This window comes from Paenibacillus plantiphilus, assembly GCF_927798095.1.
Taxonomy (GTDB): Bacteria; Bacillota; Bacilli; order Paenibacillales; family Paenibacillaceae; genus Paenibacillus_Z; species Paenibacillus_Z plantiphilus.
Genome location: NZ_CAKMMF010000002.1, coordinates 156,342 through 177,601, shown reverse-complemented (window position 1 = coordinate 177,601; position 21,260 = coordinate 156,342). Strand labels below are relative to the sequence as shown.

The 21,260-nt window shown below is 44.1% G+C and carries 19 protein-coding genes and 1 pseudogene; 18 read left to right on the top strand and 2 right to left on the bottom strand.

The window, feature by feature from the left end:
* The first annotated feature begins 814 nt into the window (after positions 1–814).
* The 13 genes and pseudogenes from upp to L6H65_RS26885 form a co-directional block, all read left to right on the top strand.
* A complete protein-coding gene (upp, locus tag L6H65_RS02210) occupies positions 815–1,444 on the top strand; it encodes a uracil phosphoribosyltransferase (RefSeq protein ID WP_236338691.1) in 630 nt (209 codons plus the stop codon).
* Positions 1,445–1,515: 71 nt separating this feature from the next.
* Complete coding sequence (wecB, locus tag L6H65_RS02205) at positions 1,516–2,664, top strand: non-hydrolyzing UDP-N-acetylglucosamine 2-epimerase (protein ID WP_290370288.1); 1,149 nt, start codon at positions 1,516–1,518, stop codon at positions 2,662–2,664.
* 190 nt (positions 2,665–2,854) lie between these two features.
* Complete coding sequence (locus L6H65_RS02200; RefSeq protein ID WP_236338690.1) at positions 2,855–3,076, top strand: AtpZ/AtpI family protein; 222 nt, start codon at positions 2,855–2,857, stop codon at positions 3,074–3,076.
* Positions 3,069–3,449 (top strand): ATP synthase subunit I, encoded by a 381-nt coding sequence (locus tag L6H65_RS02195; protein WP_236338689.1) that lies wholly within the window; start codon positions 3,069–3,071, stop codon positions 3,447–3,449. Before L6H65_RS02200 ends, L6H65_RS02195 begins: the two co-directional genes overlap by 8 nt.
* Before the next feature lie 9 nt (positions 3,450–3,458).
* Complete coding sequence (gene atpB, locus L6H65_RS02190; RefSeq protein WP_236338688.1) at positions 3,459–4,226, top strand: F0F1 ATP synthase subunit A; 768 nt, start codon at positions 3,459–3,461, stop codon at positions 4,224–4,226.
* A 103-nt stretch (positions 4,227–4,329) separates the two neighbouring features.
* Positions 4,330–4,548 (top strand): F0F1 ATP synthase subunit C, encoded by a 219-nt coding sequence (atpE, locus tag L6H65_RS02185; protein WP_236338687.1) that lies wholly within the window; start codon positions 4,330–4,332, stop codon positions 4,546–4,548.
* A 99-nt stretch (positions 4,549–4,647) separates the two neighbouring features.
* Positions 4,648–5,133 carry a F0F1 ATP synthase subunit B gene (atpF, locus tag L6H65_RS02180; protein WP_236338686.1) on the top strand — a complete coding sequence of 162 codons (486 nt, stop codon included), beginning with the start codon at positions 4,648–4,650 and terminating at the stop codon, positions 5,131–5,133.
* Positions 5,130–5,678 (top strand): F0F1 ATP synthase subunit delta, encoded by a 549-nt coding sequence (locus tag L6H65_RS02175; protein ID WP_236338685.1) that lies wholly within the window; start codon positions 5,130–5,132, stop codon positions 5,676–5,678. The genes atpF and L6H65_RS02175 overlap by 4 nt, the downstream gene beginning before the upstream one ends.
* Before the next feature lie 16 nt (positions 5,679–5,694).
* On the top strand, positions 5,695–7,209 hold the full coding sequence (gene atpA / locus L6H65_RS02170; protein WP_236338684.1) for a F0F1 ATP synthase subunit alpha: 1,515 nt from the start codon (positions 5,695–5,697) through the stop codon (positions 7,207–7,209).
* A 101-nt stretch (positions 7,210–7,310) separates the two neighbouring features.
* Positions 7,311–8,171 (top strand): ATP synthase F1 subunit gamma, encoded by an 861-nt coding sequence (gene atpG, locus L6H65_RS02165; RefSeq protein ID WP_236338682.1) that lies wholly within the window; start codon positions 7,311–7,313, stop codon positions 8,169–8,171.
* 59 nt (positions 8,172–8,230) lie between these two features.
* The gene (atpD, locus tag L6H65_RS02160; protein ID WP_236338681.1) at positions 8,231–9,637 is read left to right on the top strand and encodes a F0F1 ATP synthase subunit beta; all 1,407 of its coding nucleotides are present in this window, start codon (positions 8,231–8,233) and stop codon (positions 9,635–9,637) included.
* 24 nt (positions 9,638–9,661) lie between these two features.
* Complete coding sequence (locus tag L6H65_RS02155; protein WP_236338680.1) at positions 9,662–10,063, top strand: F0F1 ATP synthase subunit epsilon; 402 nt, start codon at positions 9,662–9,664, stop codon at positions 10,061–10,063.
* A 197-nt stretch (positions 10,064–10,260) separates the two neighbouring features.
* Positions 10,261–10,405 (top strand): annotated as a pseudogene (locus L6H65_RS26885) (IS30 family transposase); the annotation flags it as partial.
* 251 nt (positions 10,406–10,656) lie between these two features.
* Here the strand turns inward: L6H65_RS26885 and L6H65_RS02150 are convergent.
* Positions 10,657–12,231, bottom strand: coding sequence for an S-layer homology domain-containing protein (locus tag L6H65_RS02150; RefSeq protein WP_236338679.1), 1,575 nt, complete (start codon positions 12,229–12,231; stop codon positions 10,657–10,659).
* A gap of 126 nt (positions 12,232–12,357) precedes the next feature.
* A complete protein-coding gene (locus L6H65_RS02145; RefSeq protein ID WP_236338678.1) occupies positions 12,358–14,820 on the bottom strand; it encodes an O-antigen ligase family protein in 2,463 nt (820 codons plus the stop codon).
* Between the two features lie 311 nt (positions 14,821–15,131).
* Here L6H65_RS02145 and galU point away from each other — a divergent pair, with 311 nt between their 5' ends.
* The 5 genes from galU to L6H65_RS02120 are packed head-to-tail and all read left to right on the top strand — an operon-like array spanning position 15,132 to position 21,258.
* On the top strand, positions 15,132–16,028 hold the full coding sequence (galU, locus tag L6H65_RS02140; RefSeq protein ID WP_236338677.1) for a UTP--glucose-1-phosphate uridylyltransferase GalU: 897 nt from the start codon (positions 15,132–15,134) through the stop codon (positions 16,026–16,028).
* A 6-nt stretch (positions 16,029–16,034) separates the two neighbouring features.
* Positions 16,035–16,964 (top strand): NAD-dependent epimerase/dehydratase family protein, encoded by a 930-nt coding sequence (locus L6H65_RS02135; RefSeq protein WP_236338676.1) that lies wholly within the window; start codon positions 16,035–16,037, stop codon positions 16,962–16,964.
* 47 nt (positions 16,965–17,011) lie between these two features.
* Positions 17,012–17,830: an ABC transporter permease gene (locus tag L6H65_RS02130; protein WP_236338675.1), complete on the top strand. Its 819-nt coding sequence runs from the start codon at positions 17,012–17,014 to the stop codon at positions 17,828–17,830.
* Complete coding sequence (locus L6H65_RS02125) at positions 17,820–19,094, top strand: ABC transporter ATP-binding protein (protein ID WP_236338674.1); 1,275 nt, start codon at positions 17,820–17,822, stop codon at positions 19,092–19,094. Before L6H65_RS02130 ends, L6H65_RS02125 begins: the two co-directional genes overlap by 11 nt.
* Positions 19,084–21,258 (top strand): methyltransferase domain-containing protein, encoded by a 2,175-nt coding sequence (locus L6H65_RS02120; protein WP_236338673.1) that lies wholly within the window; start codon positions 19,084–19,086, stop codon positions 21,256–21,258. The genes L6H65_RS02125 and L6H65_RS02120 overlap by 11 nt, the downstream gene beginning before the upstream one ends.
* Positions 21,259–21,260: the final 2 nt, after the last annotated feature.

Here is a 21,260-nt window from a genome sequence, read left to right as displayed (position 1 = left end):
GTATTCAGACATGTATTCAGACATGTATTGAGACATGCATGAGAGCAGCGGAAAGTGCCTGCTGAGAAATATGCTCGCACATACATGTGAATCGGCGTCTCCAGTAATAGGGGGGGCGCTATTTTGCGTATGAACGAGTTGTATGCTTCTTTCATGCTGTTGAGAAAGTCTACAGGGATAATCGCAACGGACGTTCTGCATGAGTGGATGAGCCGTTTGCTACCATCTTCGTTACCTGCCAAAGACAGCTAACACGCCCATAGCGGACATAGCGGACATAGCGGACATTTCAAGTTATTTACCTGTAAAAACTCTTATGATGTTGTTGGTGCGGCCTCCCAGAATGAAAATGGGAGTTGGGAGTTACTTTCTGTTTTCGTATAAAGTCAGACTATAGAGAAAGTCAGTACAGATATTTGCTCCATAAGGCGGAAATACCGCGTTACAGCACGGAAAAGAGGAGTGAGGCGCGCTGTAACGCTGAAAAACCTTCTTACAGATGCCAAAGCATAGCAGAATGCCCTTCGGTTATCTCCATAAGGCGGAAATACCGCGTTACAGCACGGAAAAGAGGAGTGAGGCGCGCTGTAACGCTGAAAAACCACCTTACAGATGCCAAAGCATAGCAAAATGCTCTTCAGCTATCTCCATAAGGCGGAAATACCAGCCTGTTCTTTGCTTGTATTCATAATTCAAGCCCCCTGGAAGTGTGCAGAATGAAGCATCCGATGCTATAATAAACAAGGTTGTGATTGAATTGTAAAACAGGTTGCGAATCCGCAGGCGAAGCAGTCTTCACAGGAGGGTGATACATATGGGCAAACTTACAGTTTGTGACCATCCGCTCATTCAGCACAAGCTGACACACATACGTGATAAAAGTACAAATACGAAGGATTTTCGGGAGCTTGTTGATGAAGTGGCGACCTTGATGGCTTATGAGCTGACAAGAGATGTCCCTCTCCAGGCTGTTCCGGTATCAACTCCGGTTACGGAAGCAGTTGGCAATGTCGTCTCCGGTCGTATGCTGGGTCTGATCCCCATACTGCGCGCAGGACTAGGCATGGTCGATGGCATTCTGAAGCTGATTCCTTCAGCCAAGGTAGGCCACATTGGATTATTCCGTCACCCTGACACGCTGGAGCCGGTTGAATATTATGTGAACTTGCCGTCTGATGCGACAGAACGGATGCTTATTGTCATTGATCCTATGCTGGCGACAGGAGGCTCCGCTTGCGCGGCCATTGATACGTTGAAGCAGCGCGGCTGCGTCCAGATCAAGCTGATGTGCCTGATTGCAGCGCCGGAAGGTGTCGCTGTTGTTCAGAAGGCGCATCCTGACGTGGATATCTATATTGCGGCACTGGACGAGCGGCTTGATGAACACGGTTACATCGTGCCCGGACTTGGTGACGCCGGTGACCGGATGTTCGGAACCAAGTAGATGTTTCGCGATCCTGCATGAACCAGAGATATGGTTGAAAAATGAATCAGTTTTAATAGGAGTGACTTTCATTGGCTAAACTTAAAGTAATGACTATTTTTGGAACGCGTCCAGAGGCAGTAAAGATGGCTCCGCTTGTACTGGAGCTGGAGAAGCATGGGGATGAGATCGAGTCAATCGTATGCGTGACCGCACAGCATCGGGCAATTCTTGACCAGGTGCTTGAGTTCTTCAAGATAGAGCCGGATTATGATCTGAATGTGATGAAGGATCGGCAGACGCTGACAGAGACGACGGTGCGCGTGCTGGAAGGGCTTGAACCGATTCTTCGCGAGGCCAAGCCGGATATCGTGCTGGTGCATGGCGATACCCAGACGACCTTCCTCGCCAGCTATGCGTCATTCCTTCAGCAAATACAGGTTGGCCATGTAGAGGCAGGTCTTCGTACCTGGAATAAGCTGTCTCCGTACCCTGAGGAAATGAACCGTCAGCTTGCTGGCGTGCTGTCTGATGTCCATTTTGCGCCGACAGATTGGTCGGCTGGCAATCTGCGCAAGGAGAATAAGTCGGAGGCTGCCATCTATGTGACAGGCAATACGGCGACGGATGTATTCCAATATACGGTAGACCAGTCGTTCTCCCACCCCGTTATTGACTGGGCGCAGGGCAAGCGGATGATTCTGATGACAGCTCACAGGCGTGAATCGCTGGGCGAGCCGCATCGCAATATTTTCCGTGCGGTCAAACGAATTGCGGATGCGTTCGAGGATGTAGCGATCGTCTACGCGGTTCACCCGAACCCGGCTGTTCGCGAGCCCGCCAATGAAATTCTCGGCAGCCATCCGCGAATCAAGCTGATTGAGCCGCTGGACGTATTCGAGTTCCATAATATTTATCCGCATGCCTACATGATTATGACGGACTCGGGCGGCATGCAGGAGGAGGCGCCTTCGTTCGGCGTGCCAACACTGGTGCTGCGTGATACAACAGAACGTCCCGAAGGAATCGAAGCCGGCACGCTTGAGCTGGTTGGTACGGATGAGGCGCTCGTATTCGACAGAGCCTATGCGCTTTTGACAGATTCTGCACTGTACGACCGAATGAGCAAGGCCGCTAATCCATATGGCGACGGACAAGCGTCTGTAAGGATTGTTGAAGCGATTCTGCATCATTTTGGACGGACAAGCGAGCGCCCTCAGCCGTTCACACAACGTTCATAGTTTGGACGGTATGGCAGGGCTGATGGAGAAGGTTACAGCATACAGTGCTACTGTACGGTTTGGTGGGCGGTAAAACCTTGATACATCAAGGCTTTGCGGCATACCGTTCACTAAATGTTTGAATTTATATCAATTGACAAAAGTCATGCCGCTTCGATAAAATGTATGAGGGTTGACAGGGGTAAATGTCATGAAAAAAAAGGGTAGCGGAGACAATCCGTGGCGAGCTGCAGGGCTCGTCGGCGTAATGGGGTTAGACTTCGCAATTTGCATCTTCTTGGGCTATTATGTCGGCACGTTGTTTGGAGACTCGCCAGGCTGGATGATAGGCGGTGTGCTTGTTGGCGTAGCGGCAGGCATTTTATCCTGTGTCTTACTGGTCAGGCTCATAATGGAGGACACCGATGGATGAAATCTTGAAGAAAGCAATGCGATCGGCTCTTTACATGATGTCGCTATTCACGGTAGTCTGGGCTTTCGTTCCGGATGGCAGAGCGGTTGCAGCAGGTATTGTGCTGGGCTGCGGAGCCAGTCTGTTCAACGGGCTGCTATTGCGCCGGCGTATTGATTACATTGGCCGCATAACAGTCGAACAGGGTCCGAGGAAGATGAGCCTTGGTTTGGCAGGAAGGCTTGCCACCGTACTGTTAGTCGTCATGATTGCCAACAAGTTTCCGCAACATCTGAATGTCGCAGCGACCTTGTCCGCAGCCTTTTATGTACAGATAATGGTTTTTCTGATTGGTATCGTTACTTATTCCAAGCGCAGCAGCGGAAAGGGGTGAAAACACAATATGCATATATTTCCGGTAATTGAGGTTGCAGGTTTTCACATTGATCTCTCCACATGGATCGCGGTCATCGTATCCTGCTTAATCGTATTCATTATCGCGCGGGTAGCCGTGAGCAATCTGTCTGTTCACAATCCCTCGAAGATGCAGAACTTTATGGAGTGGGTTATCGAGTTCGTACACGACACCGTAGCTAGCACGATGCCGCTCAGCAAGGCGAAGCACTTCATCAATCTTGGGATTACGTTGATTATGTTCATCTTTATATCGAACCTTCTCGGTCTTCCGTTCGGTATCGTGACAGAGCATCATGAACCGTTGGAAATCGCAGGCTCGGTAGTCGTAACCGAAGCTGATATTACCAAATACGATGGACATGCCCATATCGCATGGTGGAAGTCTCCGACAGCGGACTTGTCCGTAACGGCAGGACTGGCGATTATCGTTATCTTCCTGGTTCACTTTCTCGGTGTGACGAAGAATACGAAGCATTATCTGAAGCACTACTTTGAACCGTTCCCGATCTTTTTCCCGCTGAACATTATGAAAGAGCTTTCCAAGCCGCTTACGCTTTCGCTGCGTTTGTACGCGAATATTTTTGCCGGCGAGGTACTTATTTCGACAATTCTCATGCTGGGATGGATAGGTATCCCGTTAATGGCCGTATGGCAGGGATTCAGTATTTTTGTCGGTGGGATTCAAGCGTTCCTTTTCACAATTCTAACGATGGTGTATATCTCGCAAGCAACCGTGCATGACGAGGATCACTAAGGCAAGGTGCTTAATTTCCCGGCTGTACCGAGCGCCTCGCGCAAGGCGGGAATCACTATATACAAGCAAAACAAAAAATAACCTTTTTTAGGAGGATTTCAAAATGGAATTTTTGGCAGCAGCTTTGGCAATTGGTTTGGGCGCATTGGGCGCAGGTATCGGTAACGGTATGATCGTAAGTAAAACAATCGAAGGTATCTCCCGTCAGCCTGAGCTTCGCGGTACGCTTTCGACAACGATGTTTATCGGTGTAGGTATCGTTGAGGTAGTTCCTATCATCGGCGTAGTTATCGGCTTCCTTCTTTACTTCGGAGCTGCTTAGGTTTCCATATAACGGTTGGCGCGGTTGGCCTATGCCATCCACGCCTTCGTTTTGATTGGCACATCAATTAAGCAATGAACGAAGAAAGGAGTGTCATACATGGATAAATTTGTATGGGAATCGACCGTATTTACAATGATCGCGTTCCTCGCGCTGTTATGGCTCCTTAGCAAATATGCATTCGGACCATTGATGGGTATTATGGAACAACGCAAGAAGCTCGTTCAAGAGCAATTGAGTACTGCTGAAGAGAGCCGCAAGCAAGCTGGCGAGCATCTTGAAGAGCAGAAAAAAGCGCTTGAGCAAGCACGCAAGGAAGCTTACGAGATTATTGAGTCCGCTAAAGTTACAAGCTCGAAGCAAGCAGACGACATCATGAATGCTGCGAAAGCTGAAGCTGGTCGTCTGAAGGACGAGGCAGTTAAGGATATCGATAGCGAGAAAAATAAAGCGATTGCAGCATTGCGCAGCCAAGTGGGCGGCATGTCTGTTATGATCGCTTCGAAAATTATCGAGAAACAAATCGACGAGAAATCGCAGGAGCAGCTTGTTGACCAATACTTGAAAGAGGTTGGAAGCAAATGAGCCGCGAGAGTGTTGTAGCCAAGCGCTACGCTAAAGCGTTGTTCGAGCTTGCGCAGCAGCAGAATGCGATCGCAGATATCGAGCAACAGCTGAAACTCGTCGTTCAAGCACTTGAAGGAGATGCGTCAATCAGCAGCTTCCTTGGGTTCCCGAATATCGACACTACGAAGAAAACCGCCCTTATTAAAGGCGCGTTATCCGGAAAAATATCCGATGCTGTTCTGAATACATTGGAGCTTCTTATTGCTCGCGGACGCCATGAGGCGATTGGCGCAGTATATGAAGCCTATACGAAGATTGCAGGTGAAGCGCTTGGACAAGCGCAAGCAACTGTATATACAGCGAAGCTGCTGAGCGCAGACGAGCTGGCAAAAGTCGTAGAGAAGTTCAGTGCGGTTGCAGGCAAGAAAATTGTAGCGGAGCAAGTCGTGGATCCGGCATTGCTCGGCGGTGTGCAGGTGCGCATCGGCGACCGTCTGTTCGATGGAAGTCTGTCCGGCAAGCTGGCACGTCTGGAAAAGTCTTTGAAAACTCAAGCATTGTAGATAGGGGTGAACGGAATTGAGTATCAGACCTGATGAAATCAGTACGCTGATTAAACAACAGATCGAACAATATAAATCCGAGATTCAAGTTGTAGATGTCGGGACGGTCATCCAAGTCGGTGACGGTATCGCTCGTGTGCACGGACTGGAGAACGCAATGTCCGGCGAGCTTCTCGAATTCTCGAATGGCGTTATCGGTATGGCTCTCAACTTGGAGGAGAGCAATGTCGGTGTCGTTATTCTCGGACCATACAAGGATATCCGTGAAGGCGACCAAGTGAAACGCTCTGGCCGCATCATGGAGGTTCCTGTAGGTGAAGCGCTGCTTGGCCGCGTTGTTAACGCGCTTGGACAGCCTGTTGATGGCAAGGGCCCAATCAACACGACAACTTTCCGTCCTGTTGAATCCGCTGCTCCAGGCGTAATTGACCGTAAATCGGTTCATGAGCCTATGCAGACCGGTATTAAAGCAATTGATGCAATGGTTCCGATTGGCCGCGGACAACGTGAGCTTATTATCGGTGACCGCCAAACAGGTAAAACGGCTATCGCAATCGATGCCATCATCAACCAAAAGGGCAAAGGCGTGAAGTGTATCTATGTTGCAATCGGTCAGAAGCAATCGACGGTTGCCAACGTTGTAGAAACACTTCGCCGCAATGGTGCTCTTGACTACACAATCGTTGTAACGGCTGCTGCTTCCGAGCCGGCTCCATTGCTCTTCCTGGCTCCATACGCAGGCTGCGCGATGGGTGAATACTTCATGTATAAAGGCGAGCATGTTCTCGTTATCTATGATGACTTGTCCAAACAAGCGGCAGCATACCGTGAGCTTTCCTTGCTGCTCCGCCGTCCTCCGGGTCGGGAAGCTTATCCGGGCGACGTCTTCTATCTTCACTCCCGTTTGCTGGAGCGTGCAGCGAAGCTGAACGAAGAGAACGGCGGCGGTTCATTGACCGCATTGCCATTCATCGAGACGCAAGCGTCTGACGTATCCGCATACATTCCGACGAACGTTATCTCCATTACCGACGGACAGATCTTCCTTGAGGCTGACCTGTTCTATTCCGGACAACGTCCGGCAATCAACGTTGGTATCTCCGTTTCCCGTGTAGGCGGAGCGGCGCAAATTAAAGCGATGAAAAAGGTTGCTGGTACGCTCCGTCTTGATCTGGCAGCATACCGTGAGCTGGCTGCGTTCTCGCAGTTCGGTTCCGATCTTGATAAATCGACGCAATCGCGCCTCAACCGTGGTGCTCGTACAATGGAAATTCTGAAGCAAGGCGTTAACCAGCCAATGCCGGTTGAGAAGCAAGTTATCTCCATCTTCACAGCGGTTAAAGGCCATCTTGATGAAATTCCAGTAGTGGATATTCTGCGCTTCGAGAAAGAATTCCTGTCGTTCCTCGACTCGAATCATCCGGAAATTCCGGCATCGATCCGCGATACCAAGGATCTTGTTGCTGACAACGAGAAAGCTCTCGTAGATGCAATCAACAAGTTCAAGAAGGGCTTTACTGTATCAGCATAACGATATGACGGCTGCGCTGCGTGCGCAGCTCCTATAATAGGCAACAACACCAGGCTTTGGCGATGTCATTCATGGCCAAGCAACAAAGGCGGGTGAACCAAATGGCTACTAACATGCGCGACATTAAGCGGGAAATTAAGAGCAAGCAGAATACGAAGCAGATTACGAAAGCGATGGAGCTGGTTGCCGCTTCGCGTCTGAGACGCGCACAGGAAGCTGCACTAGCTGCTCGTCCGTATGCGGAGAAGATGAAGGAAGTCGTTGCGAGTATTGCGGCAGGCACGAAGGGCGTTAAGCACCCTATGCTGGAATCACGCCCAATCAAGAAAACGGGCTATCTGATCATTACTTCTGATCGCGGACTTGCAGGCGGTTATAACGCTAACATCATTCGTAAGCTGACCCTTATGATTCAAGAAAAGCATAAGTCAACTGACGAATATGTTCTATTCGTTATTGGACGCAAAGGGCGCGATCATTTCCGCCGCCGTAATATGCCGATCGTGGAGGAAGTAACCGGGCTGCCGGATTCCCCATCATTTGCGGATATCAAATCGATTGCTTCCGCTGCAGTGGGCAACTTTGAGCAGGGTGCATACGATGAGCTTTACTTGTTCTACAATGAATTCGTCAACGCGCTGACGCAAATTCCGACGGCTAAACGTTTGCTGCCGCTTGAAGAAGTAGGCGGTTCAACAGCAGCGGCGAATTATGAGTATGAGCCATCTCCTGAGGGAGTGCTGGAAGTGTTGCTGCCGAAATATGCAGAGACACTGATCTACTCTGCGCTGCTGGACGGTAAAGCAAGTGAATTTGGTGCACGGATGACAGCAATGGGCAATGCAACGAAGAATGCGACGAAGATGATTAATAACCTGACGCTGACGTACAACCGTGCGAGACAAGCAGCAATTACTCAGGAAATTTCCGAGATCGTCGCTGGAGCGAATGCACAGTCATAATTGACCGGACTTACACCGGTTTTCGATAAGAAACCATGAAGGAAGCAGGAGGGAAAACCATGAAAAAAGGACGCGTTGTATCCGTCATGGGTCCGGTTGTCGACGTTGAGTTCGAACGCGGTCACTTGCCGGAAATTTTGAACGCGATCAAAGTTGAGCATAAGGCTCAAGCTGAAGGCGGCAAAGATATCAACCTGACGCTTGAAGTTGCTGTTCATCTTGGCGACAATATCGTTCGTGCTGTTGCCATGAGTACGACAGATGGCCTCGTTCGAGGAACTGAAGTTGTGGACACTGGCGCACCGATTACCATTCCGGTAGGTGCAGCAACACTTGGCCGCGTGTTCAACGTTCTGGGCGAACCGATCGACAATGCAGGCGAAGCTAAATCTCCTAAGAACTTGCCGATTCACCGTGAGGCGCCGACTTTCGATGAGTTGTCCACGCAATCGGAAATTCTGGAAACAGGAATTAAAGTTATCGACTTGCTGGCACCTTATGCAAAAGGCGGTAAAATCGGTCTTTTCGGAGGCGCGGGTGTAGGTAAAACCGTTACGATTCAAGAGCTGATCAACAATATCGCACAAGAGCACGGCGGTATCTCCGTATTCGCAGGTGTTGGCGAGCGTACGCGTGAAGGTAATGACTTGTACCACGAGATGAAGGAATCCGGCGTATTGCCTAAGACGGCAATGGTATTCGGTCAGATGAACGAGCCGCCAGGCGCACGTCAGCGTGTTGCTTTGACAGGTTTGACAATGGCTGAGTATTTCCGTGATGAAGAGGGTAAAGACGTTCTTCTGTTCGTCGATAACATCTTCCGTTTCACCCAAGCAGGTTCCGAGGTTTCCGCGCTTCTTGGCCGTATGCCATCCGCGGTAGGTTACCAGCCAACACTCGCAACTGAGATGGGTCAACTGCAAGAGCGTATCACGTCCACGAAAAAAGGCTCAGTTACGTCGATTCAAGCAATCTACGTTCCTGCCGATGACTATACCGATCCGGCTCCAGCAACAACATTTGCCCACTTGGATGCTACAACTAACTTGGAGCGTAAAATCTCCGAGAAAGGTATCTTCCCGGCTGTTGATCCGCTGGCATCGTCCTCGCGTATTCTGACACCGGAAGTACTTGGCGAAGAGCATTACAATGTCGCTCAAGGCGTTAAGAAAATTCTTCAGCGCTACAAAGAGCTTCAAGATATTATCGCGATCCTTGGTATGGATGAGCTGTCTGAGGAAGATAAAGTGACCGTTGCCCGCGCACGGAAAATCGAACGCTTCCTGTCCCAGCCTTTCCACGTTGCAGAGCCATTCACAGGTACGCCTGGTAAATATGTACCGGTTAAAGAAACGGTTCGCAGCTTCAAAGAGATCCTGGACGGCAAGCATGACAATCTGCCGGAAGCGGCATTCATGTACGTTGGTACGATTGAAGAAGCCGTGGAGAAAGCCAAAACGCTGTAATAGCGAAAGGCAGGAGGGTTCCACATGAGCACCTTTTTATTAGAAATCGTTACACCTGAGCGTAAAGTATACGCTGAGCAGGTTAGCATGGTGATCGTTAAGGGCGTTGAAGGCGAGCTGGGGATTCTACCGAATCATATCCCGCTCGTAACACCGCTTAAGATCGCGCCTGTTACAATCAAGAAGGATCGTAAAGAACAAGTGATTGCTGTTAACGGTGGTTTCATCGAAGTCCGTAAGGACAAGGTGGTTATCCTGGCCGAGAGCGCTGAGCTGCCGGCGGATATTGACATTGAGCGTGCACAAGCTGCCAAGCAGCGTGCTGAGCAGCGTCTAAGCGGCAAGCGTGACGAGTTTGATTTCCGCCGTGCGGAGATGTCACTGCAGCGTGCGATCAACCGTCTGGATGCCAAGCATCGCGTGTAACAGCTAGTACCAATGAAGCACCGTCAATCTCATGTATGATGTGAGAGAGGCGGTGCTTTTTGTTATGGATGGATTGGAATATAGGGTAGGCCGATGTTTCTGAGTCGTAGATACTGTATCACGAAGTAATCTGTCGCAAACCGTTGAAATACGAGGACGATTCCTTGTGGGTATTTCCATGCATTGCCGGATCGCACCGCACCGCACATTCGATGAAGATCGCTTTTGGCGCAGCTGCAAGCCAGTACCCGCAAGGAAGCTTCCGAACCGCAGCAATGGATCGTGACAAGGAGTTTTCTCGGTACACGGAGTCCTGAGAATGTCCATAGTATCAAGGAATATTTGCAGACCCAAACAACGCAGCATAGACTCCAAGCATCAGGAAATCCATGAACAACAGTGATCAAAAAGTTTATTCGGTCCCTGTAGCGAACCTCACCAACGTAGTCAGAGGTTACTTCAACTTTAGGCCAAGTTTTTACTTAAACGATCTATAATTAGGGTCACTGTTTGAATGCGATCAACTGATGATATATGCAGGCCAAAAAGAAAGAGCCCCCATAAGGGAGCTCTTTCTTTTTGGCTAAGAAGGATTAGTTGTTGATGAACCCAACGTTACCAAGGAAACGGATAACCATTGTAGCTGCTTCAGCACGGTTTGCGTTAGCGTTACCTGCTACTTTCGTAGCGGATTGGCCAAGAACAACACCGGATTTAACAGCAGCAGCGACTTCCGCTTTTGCCCAGCCCAAGTTGCTAGCATCCGTAAAGTTAGCCAGTGCTGCAGATACTTCCGCATCTGTCAGTTTAACTTCTTTACCTGCAAATGCAGCTGCACGAACTACCATTGCAGATAGCTCTTTGCGAGTGATGTTCGCATTCGGATTGAATTTACCTTTATCGTCACCTTTGATGATACCAGCTTCAGCAGCAGCAGCTACAACGCCAGCATACCATTTGGAGGACGAAACATCAGAGAACTTCGATGTTGTACCAGTAGCATCAAGTCCGAGTGAACGGACGATCAGTGCCGCGAACTCAGCGCGAGTGATGTTGCGTCTAGGTTCGAACTTGTTAGCGCCCGTACCTTCAACAACCAACTTCGCTGCCAGAGTTTCGATATCTTTCTGTGCCCAGTGGTTCGCCAGATCCTTGAAGGATACAGAGTCCAGTTGGATGACAGAGTAGATACTCGTGCTGTTGCGGAGAAGGGTAGCGATCGTATTGCCATTCTCAGCTGCGAACGTAGCTGGGACGAAGCTCAGCTCTTTCGTTGCTGGGTTGTACAATACGCCGGTTACCGTTTTGGAATCAACAGTACCAGCAACTGGAAGAGTACGTTTGAAGTACGTTCCAAGGTTGTTGATTTGTTGCTCCTTACCGTTACCAACAGCTACGATTTTGAAATCAACTGGCGTAGCCAGTGGTTTCGCATCGATTCCGTAGATAGCATCAGTTACCGCTTTAGCAGCGTCACCAGCAAGTTTCTTCAGTTCTACACGGATCACCAGATCTTTAAGCTCCACCCCAAGGGATTTAGCTTGCTCTTCCAGTTTCAGTGCAGCGATAGGCAGAGTGATGGAAGTACCATCCTCCAGCTTAAGCGTCAGAGACTCACCTTTGATCAAAGCGTCTGCAGGAATTGTTACTACATCGGATTTGGATGTGATCGTTTGGTTCTTATCTTGTGCAAAGAGATTGCCCAGTCCGTTACCGTCTACTTTACCATTGTTGTCGATTACAGCGCCGTTATTACCGATACCAGGGAAATAACCACCGTTGTTACCACTACTGCAAGTATTCGTGTTCCGAATTTCGCCGTAAGTGAGACCGGCAACAGATGATGTGAGAGTCACGTATGTAGCACATGAGACTGATGTACTGAATGTGTAATATCCGTTTGCATTGTAAGTAGCAGTAATTGTACTACTAGCTGTAGTAGCATTCTCGCCATATACATAAACAATAACGTTATTACCACCAAGATCACTGTACACAGTATCTGTTACATATACAGAACCTGTCACATTACCGGTTTGCGAATCGATCTTAACTTTGATCTCATTCGCGTTAGCAGCGAATGCAAGAACCGGTACGAGTGCTGAAACAATCATCAATGTTGCGATAAGTGCTGAAATTTTGCTTTTAAAAACTTTTTTCATTTTCATTTTCACCTCCTTTCATGAAAGGATAGAGAATGCTATCGATTAGTTATTATATATCAGGTTAGTGAGGAATGAAAGAGTTAAATTATACAATGAACGAATAGCGCTAGAAATAATTAGAAATTTCCGTTAGTTAGTCTTGTATAAGTCTTCAACTGCTATTCTCTCATTTTCATCGGCTTCAATCAACTTTGTGAACAAATTGTCATCTTTTTGTCCGACTGCTTCAAGGGCAGCTAAATAGTATCTGACTGTTATTCTCACATTAGGATCATTCAGATCCCCAGCAATGTCCTGATTAAGCAGGTTAATCGCCTCGGGGTAATCTCTATGATAATAATGAATAAGTCCAATAGCTTGTCTTATTAGAAGAGTTACATTGAAATTCCGACCTTGAAGTTGTTCTTCTGGCAAAGCCTTGAGCTGTTCTGTACGATCCAAGACGTTCTGATACAATTCGAGAGAATGCTTCCATTTTGAGTCCGTGAGTTCTGGATTTGTTTCTTTATCCGCTTCGCCGGCCAAGTAGTATTCCATAATCGCTGCTTCATAGAAGTTTATATCCCATTGAAATTTCTTGATTCCTTCATCTAAAATTTGTAATACCTTGCCGGAATCATTTTCAGATTTGTAGTAGTAATACTCCTCTAATAATAGAAAACGATTGTAGGGCTCAAAATGTTTCAGTTGATCAATTAATTTTTTTGTTTCTTGACGGTATTTGGGATCACCGGTCTGTTCATAAGCTTGCTTCATCCAGTTTATTTTCTTGAGCGTGAAATCTGGTTGAGTCGGTGAATTAATTATGGCTTGATCAATAAAAGGTATGATTTGATCAAGCGGTTTCTGCTCCTTCACAGCCATATGAATGGCTTGGCGGAAAGAGAGATTAGCATTATATTCACGGTATACCCAGGGTAACAAGATTATAGCGAGAACTGAAAGTATAATTGGATAGACAAGATGCCATTTACGCTCTTTGAACGCTTCCAACGAAGGTATAATTAATTTCTTGTGATATGGAGCTAGCATTGTGCCAAGGGATAGAAACACTATTATCGCCAGGTAGCTGTAGCTCATGTCGAAGTCGATAATACTGTGAGCAAGGATCGAAATTGATAGAATAAAGAAAAATAAATGTCCGCCACGCAGCTCAGGATTTTTGAAATACGATCTAATAAACAATGAATAGACCGTAATCAGAAATGCAATCATTAGGATGAGGCCGATCCAGCCAATTTCTATTAATAGCTGAAAGAAGTAGCTGTGTGCCTGTCTGCTGTTATAAGGATTGTTCTGATACTCTTCATATAACAGAGTCCAAGCTCCGCCGCCTGCTCCAATTAGCGGATAATCAGCGGACATTTTGAGAGCATCCTTGTAGAAGGTTGTACGTTCCAATACACTGTGCTGCTGAAAGTTAATATTGGTAATTCGGTCTGCAATGCTTGCAGGCAACAGAGATCTGATCCCACTGCTCGATAGAATAAGTGTGGCTGCCAAGACTCCCACAATAATGAAGATGGCAGGAACTATGATGAAAGAGAGCTTATTTGAATTAAATCTAGTTGTTTTCGTGTTAAGCCATTGCAGCAGTCTTGGATGAATGAATGTTATGGCCGCTGCGACTATGATTGATGTTCCAAGCAATATCCCCCAGCCGAGCATCGGTTGTTCATTCCAAATGGAGAATGTATTTCCTAATTCAGAAGCAAAATCAAGCGCGATGGCTATTTTATCCGCAACTACAGTTATATTACTCAAAATAGCCAAAGATGAAACAATTGCGAGAAACATGTATATTAAATAAGTGAATTGCTTGCTAATACGCAGGAAAGGGAGAATAACAAGGACAAGAACCGGTACCACTAATAGAGCAGCCCGAGAATAAGTAAGCATGAAAGAAACCCAGATTGGTACAAGCATAAAGGCATGGAGGAAGCGCCATTGCCACTGTTTCGTGTGAATAATCAGGAATAAACCAGCCAAGAACAATGCAGTGAGAAAACCAGCATAAGTGTTGGAATATTGGAATATCGATGTCATCCTGAAAGATTCATCGGCTTTCCACATCGCATTAGGGAAATATGCCTGGCCGAAGAGATTCATTAATCCATAGATGACGACCGCGTAGCCGGATAGTTGAATGGTCAAAGCTATTATGTTGCGGTGAAGCTTGTTCTCAGCTATATACAAACCTATTATGAAGAAGGTGGCGATCATAAATTGAGTGAGCACCATCATCTTGGCGTTGTGTACAGTTACTGCGCTGGAATAGGATGTTAGATACATGATAGGAAGAAACAATACAGCCATTGAGAGAATTGCTCTATAGTCATTTAACTTCCAAATGCTAATGAACCGTATGCCGGCAATAAGCAAAAGTGCGAATGTGTAGATCATGGCTTCAAGTAAAGGAGCTTCAAAGCCAAAGGCAAAGCCATTGCCGATAGTGAATCCGTTGAATAGCGCTACTCGAAACTGGAAGATAAGGATAAAGAGGATGACTGCGGCTAGTATGGCCCATTGTAGTAGGGATGTGTTACTGTCGTCGCGATTTAGTTGTGAAGGCGACGGGAGTTTCTTTTTCATAGTAAAAGCTCCTTTGAATTGGTAATAGCGTTTGTAGGATCTCACAAGTTATAATTTTAACAAAGTGGGGAGTTTAAAGCTAGATAGTGTCTGCTCTAATAATTACCTCATATAAGAAAGACAAGCTAATATATCAGCGATTCACAATAAATGGCGGACTAATAAAATAGCATTAAAATTTGAGTTTTGGTAAAATGGCGTTAATAAATATCAATTAATAGCATTAAATCCGATAATAGCATCTCTAGTTTACAATTAGGCTTTGTTCGAAAATCCATCGATAAACTCATTTACTGGAGGTATTAATTTATATGAAAATAAAAAAAGCGATAATACCAGCAGCAGGTCTCGGCACTAGGTTTCTTCCAGCGACTAAAGCGATGCCCAAAGAAATGTTGCCAATTGTTAACAAGCCCACGATTCAATACATTATAGAAGAAGCTGTAGAGTCGGGAATTGAAGATATTATTATAGTAACAGGGAAAGGGAAGCGCGCTATAGAGGATCATTTCGATAGCAGTTTTGAATTGGAACATAATTTGCGAGAGAAGGGGAAATTCGAACTTTTAAGTGAAGTGCAAAAATCATCAGCCATGGCTGATATACATTACATACGGCAGAAAGAACCTAAGGGGCTTGGCCATGCTATATGGTGTGCAAGGAAATTTATAGGGAATGAACCTTTCGCTGTTTTATTGGGTGATGACATTGTAAAAGCGGAAGTCCCCTGTCTGAAACAAATGATGCAACTTTTTGAAATCCATCAGTCGTCTATAGTAGGAGTTAAGCCTGTTCCTAATGAAGAAGTGTCAAGATATGGAATTGTCGATGTGGTTGATTATAACAATCAAATATACAATATTATGAACTTAATCGAGAAACCTTCAAGAGAAAGTGCGCCGTCAAACTTAGCAATTATGGGCAGGTACATTCTTACCCCTAAAATTATGGATATACTTGCTTATCAAGAAGAGGGTACTGGCGGTGAAATTCAATTAACGGATGCTTTAAGTAAATTAATTGAATATGAACGAATTTTAGCCTATCACTTTAATGGGACTCGTTACGATGTAGGCGAAAAATTGGGTTTTATTAAAACGACACTAAATTTTGCTTTGGATCATGAAGAGTTGAAAGAAGAACTGCTTCAATATATGAGGCTTTGCCTAAAAGCCGAGGAGAAAATAACTGTGAAGGGAAGAACCTGATTACTTATGAGAATATTAATCACCGGCGGGGCCGGGTTTATTGGTTCAAATATTGCTGATGCCTGCAAGAAAGATGGACATGAAATTTTAATCGTTGATAATTTTTCTACAGGACTCGAAAAGAATCTAGAGTATGGTCATCAATGTGTCAGGATCGATATTAATGCTGATGAAATGCAACAAGTATTTCGTGACTTCAAACCAGAGGTGGTCATCCACAATGCAGCACAAGTAAGTGTTGGAAGATCGTTAAAGGAACCTCTCTTGGATCAGGAGATAAATATTAGGGGAACTTTGAATATACTTCAAGGATGTGTAGATAATGGGGTTAGAAAAATTATCTATCCTTCATCTGCAGCTGTGTATGGGTTGCCTTCATATTTGCCTATTAAAGAGAGTCATACAATAAATCCAGAGTCATTCTACGGAATTACAAAGTATACGCCTGAATTGTATATTAAATCATTTAATAAATTGTATGGATTGGATTATACAATACTGCGTTATTCAAATGTTTATGGGCCTAGACAAGACCCTCGTGGGGAAGGAGGAGTGATTGCAATTTTTCTTGATAAAATTTCTAGGGGAGAAAGACCTGTTGTTTTAGGAGATGGCTATCAAACTCGCGATTTTATTTTTATAGATGATGTAGTCAATGCCAACTTAGCATCGCTTTGTTTAGGAAGTCAGGGTACGGTTAATGTGAGCTCTAATACGAGTGTTTCACTAAATGAACTGTTGAATATTCTAGGGGAGATTGTCGGAAATTCATTATCTCCTATTTATGAAGAAGAGAGGCCTGGAGATATCCGAGATAGCCAGTTGGATAATTCATGCGCGATACAAATGCTAAGTTGGACACCGCAAATTGACCTGAAAACCGGACTTTCAAATACTTTAATATATTACAACAAGTCTCGGAAAGTGCTTCTTTGAGTATTGTCTTCCAAAAACATTTCATTTCGTAATTTTAAGGGGATTTTATGAGACACGCAAAGCTCTTCGTAAGAAAATTGTTAACACTTTCTCATTCTCGAAATTTATTGTTAGAATTTACAAAGCGTGATTTCTTGCAGCGATATAAAGGTTCCTCTCTAGGGATTGTATGGGCGATTATTTCACCACTGCTAATGCTGGCGGTATATTCTTTCATATTTGTTGCTGTATTTAAGTTGAAGTGGGGCAATGATGTGGAAAGCGGTGATATGCTATATACGCTTATGATCTTTTCTGCATTGATTCCTTTTAATATATTTGCTGAGTCTATTAATCGTGCTGTTGCGGTACTGCCACAAAGCGCCAATTATATAAAAAAAGTTGTCATGCCAATAGAAATACTGCCTATAAGTATTGTCTTATCAACTGCAATGAACAATATGTTTTCTGTAGGGCTTTTAGCTATTGGGAAAGTATTGTTACTTGATACTCCGAACTGGACATTAATATTTGCCCCAATCGTTTTCATTCCAGTTATATTATTCTCTGCGGGGATTGCATTGGTAGTTTCAGCGTTAGGTGTATATTTAAGAGACTTGACATATATAACCGGAATTGCGGTAAATGTATTATTTTATTTATCTCCCGTGTTTTATTCAATAGAGATAATACCGAAACAGTTTCAGTTTTTGTTGTCTATTAATCCTATTGCACCTATTATTGATTTCTCAAGAGATATATTTATTAGAGGACAAATGTTTGATCTTTCTGAGTTTGGACTGGCTCTATTAGGAGCATCATTCGTTTTTGTTCTGGGACTTGGCTTATTCTATTTTCTGAAGAAGGGATTTGCAGATGTTATCTAATGAGGTAGCGATTAAAGTTGATGGAATTAGTAAGGCATACCAGATGTACCATTCACCTAGTGCGAGATTTTTTCAATTCTTTACGAAAAAAATACGGCATGAGGAATTTAAAGCACTTGATGATGTCTCTTTTGAAGTGAAAAAAGGTGATACTGTAGGAATAGTGGGGAAGAATGGGTCTGGAAAATCCACATTGCTGCAAATAATAGCAGGGACGGTTGCGCCTTCAACCGGAGATGTACAGGTAAACGGGAAGGTAGTTGCTCTTTTAGAATTGGGTTCGGGATTTAATCCTGAATTTACAGGCAAAGAAAATATATATTTGAACGCTGCTATGTTTGGAATTAATAGAGATGCGCTTCAGGAGAAAATAAAAGAAATTGAAGATTTCGCTGATATTGGAGATCACTTAGAACAACCTGTTAAAACTTACTCCAGCGGTATGTTTGCACGTTTAGCTTTTGCAGTAGCAATAAATATGGATCCGGATATATTGATTATCGATGAAATTTTGGCGGTAGGAGACATGGCATTTCAAGCTAAATGTGTCTCTAAGATGAGACAATTGAAGGACCAAGGGGTCACATTATTATTTGTTAGTCATTCTGTGGATTCGATAAAATCGATGTGTAATTCCGCAATATTAATGCAAAAGGGAAAATTGATTAATGTTGGCACTTCAGAACGAATAACTAACCAATATTTGGCGATGATTCGTGAAGAACTAAATAATGTTGCTGGAACAGACAGTGATGATGATAGCAACGACAACTATGCTGCAACCAGTAAAAGTGATTTTAAATATGGAAAAGGAGAAGTTTCTTTTGAGGCGGTAGAAACTCTAGACTATGTTGGTAATCCAATAAAAGCAGTTGAGTTTGGGCAAAATATTATTCTGGATTGTAAAATAAAATCTAAAATTAAGACAGACAATGTCAATATATCTTTCTTAGTGCGAGATATTACAGGTATTGATTTATTCGGAACAACAATGTTTGATGAGAAAATTGATTTATTTGATATGGAGAAGGAAGAAGTGAAAAGGGTAAGCTTTAATTTCCCAGTTTTGCTGCGGCAGGGGAGTTATTCCATATCTGTTGCTTTGAATCGAGTAACAGATAAAAATTACTCGGATGTTTACTTGTACGAACAAATTGATGGGGTTGTTGCTTTTGAAGTTGTACGGAAACTAGACAGGCCTGTTCATTATAAAATACATGTACCAGTTGAAATCAAGGTAAGAGGAGACTCAAATGGAAAATAAAATTTTTGAGAACGAGATGTGGTGGCAAGAAAATGGCTTGGGGTGGATGGATGAAGTCGAAAAAAGACGCTCCATGCAGCCCTTATATGGTATTCAAGAAGTAGTTCTATCTAGTATATTTTCCAAGCTTCCAAACCAATCGAAAGTATTAGAATTTGGCGTTGGATTTGGAAGGCATGTCGAGTACTTGGATGAACTTAGTAACATTGAAGTATATGGCGTGGATCAAAGCCCTACTATGTTAGATAGTTTGAAAAATAGATTAGCTGATAAGCAAGAATTGATAAACCGAATGATTTTAATTGAACCGCGAACAAAACTTCCTTTTCCAGATAAGTTCTTCGATATTGTATACACGGTTTCTGTCTTGATTCATATCCGTCCGGAGCATCTTCAAGGAATACTGGCAGAGCTCATAAGGGTATCTAAACATGGCATTCTACATTTTGAGAATACACATGTAGAATCTTCTCAATTGGTTTTTGAAGATCATAGTGGTTGCTGGGGGCATGCTATTGTAGAAGACTATGCTGCTCTACAAAAAAAATGCATCATATTAAGTAAAGTGGCATCCAATCAAGATATATACTTTATTCCGCTTTCTGATGATATTCGTTATCAGCAAGTGGAAATTAAAACGATGTATAGAAGGCTTTATTTAATTGATCAACGAATACTGCCGCGTATGCAGGAATTTGAAGGTGAAGTTGGCTGGAGAACTATTGAACTCCAAAATCGTCAAGAGAGAGAGGGAACTTTAGATCAACAAATAAAAGCATTAGAGTCAGAATGCGAAAAGGCAAAACAGATACTAACTGAATTGGAAAGCAAGAAAAATAAATTAACGGAAATGAACAACGAGTTTCGTCTCTCAAACAATGAGTTGAATTCAAGAGTGAGTCAACTCCAATCAATTAATAGTGATTTAAGTAGAAAAACAAATGAACTGGAAACGAACAATATTTATCTGAGTTCAGTGTTGGAAGATATTCAAGGTTCATTGGCATGGAAATTGGTCGCACGTTTTAGAAGCATGGATCGTTTTTATGCTATGACTAGACCTCTACGCGCTTTTGTGAAGCGGAATAGAAACAGTCGCTTAGATGCAGTCGAAATAAATAATACCACCCTAGAAGCAAATGAGCAGTTTGACAGTATTACTTCTGCAATAAAGAATAAGGTGGAATTAATTTCGGAAGGGGCCGATGTTGCCATATATCAACCGGAATGGTTGGGGGTCTCGAATTCCACCAATGAATTATTTAATACGACAATAGAAGTAAAAGAAATTCATAATAAAGAACAGATGAATAATATTGCTATTATTCTTGGCGCGAAAAAGTTTAGAACTATTACTTTCAGCGGTTTTGCGATCGGATATCACGATTTGGCTGTGAAAATTAAAAGTATCTCACCTGAGACATCTATAAAGGTTTTTTGGCATGGGAACACAACCCATATGTCTGAGGACTACTCTTGGATACGATTCCAGGAAATACTCCACCTGTATTACTTGAATATTATTGACTCACTTGGATTTGCCAAGGCAAGTATGGCAGAACTATATCGGTTAAAAGGTTTCCGTACTTTTTTTGTTAAGAATGCAATCACATTTGAAACTGAATTAGAGAAAAGAAAAGTTAATACTGCTGAGGGACAGGTTATTATCGGATTGTATGCATCAGGAAATACATGGAATAAAAATGCATACACGCAAATTGCGGCGGCGAGCTTAATCAAGGGAGCTCAAATTAATGCGACTCCATATAATGAGCGAATGAAACAATTTGCTCATCAATTAGATATAAGAATTGATGGGAATCAAACTACAGTACCACGCAGTGAAATGCTAAGCAAAATGAGCGAAAATGATATTAACTTCTATATCACGTTCTCAGAATGCGCGCCTTTATTGCCTTTAGAAAGTTTAGAGATGGGGATTCCATGCATTACCGGACCTAATCATCATTATTTCGAAGATAGTTCTAAATTAAAGGATTATCTTGTGGTCAATAAACCTGATGATCCTGTTGAAATTGCCAAAAAAGCTGAAATGGCATTGCGTTACAAAGAAGAAATTATTCATTTATATAAAGAATGGCGAGAAGCAAATCGAAGCTCGTCTATACAAAGTGTAAATGAATTTCTGGGAAGAGAGTCGTAGAG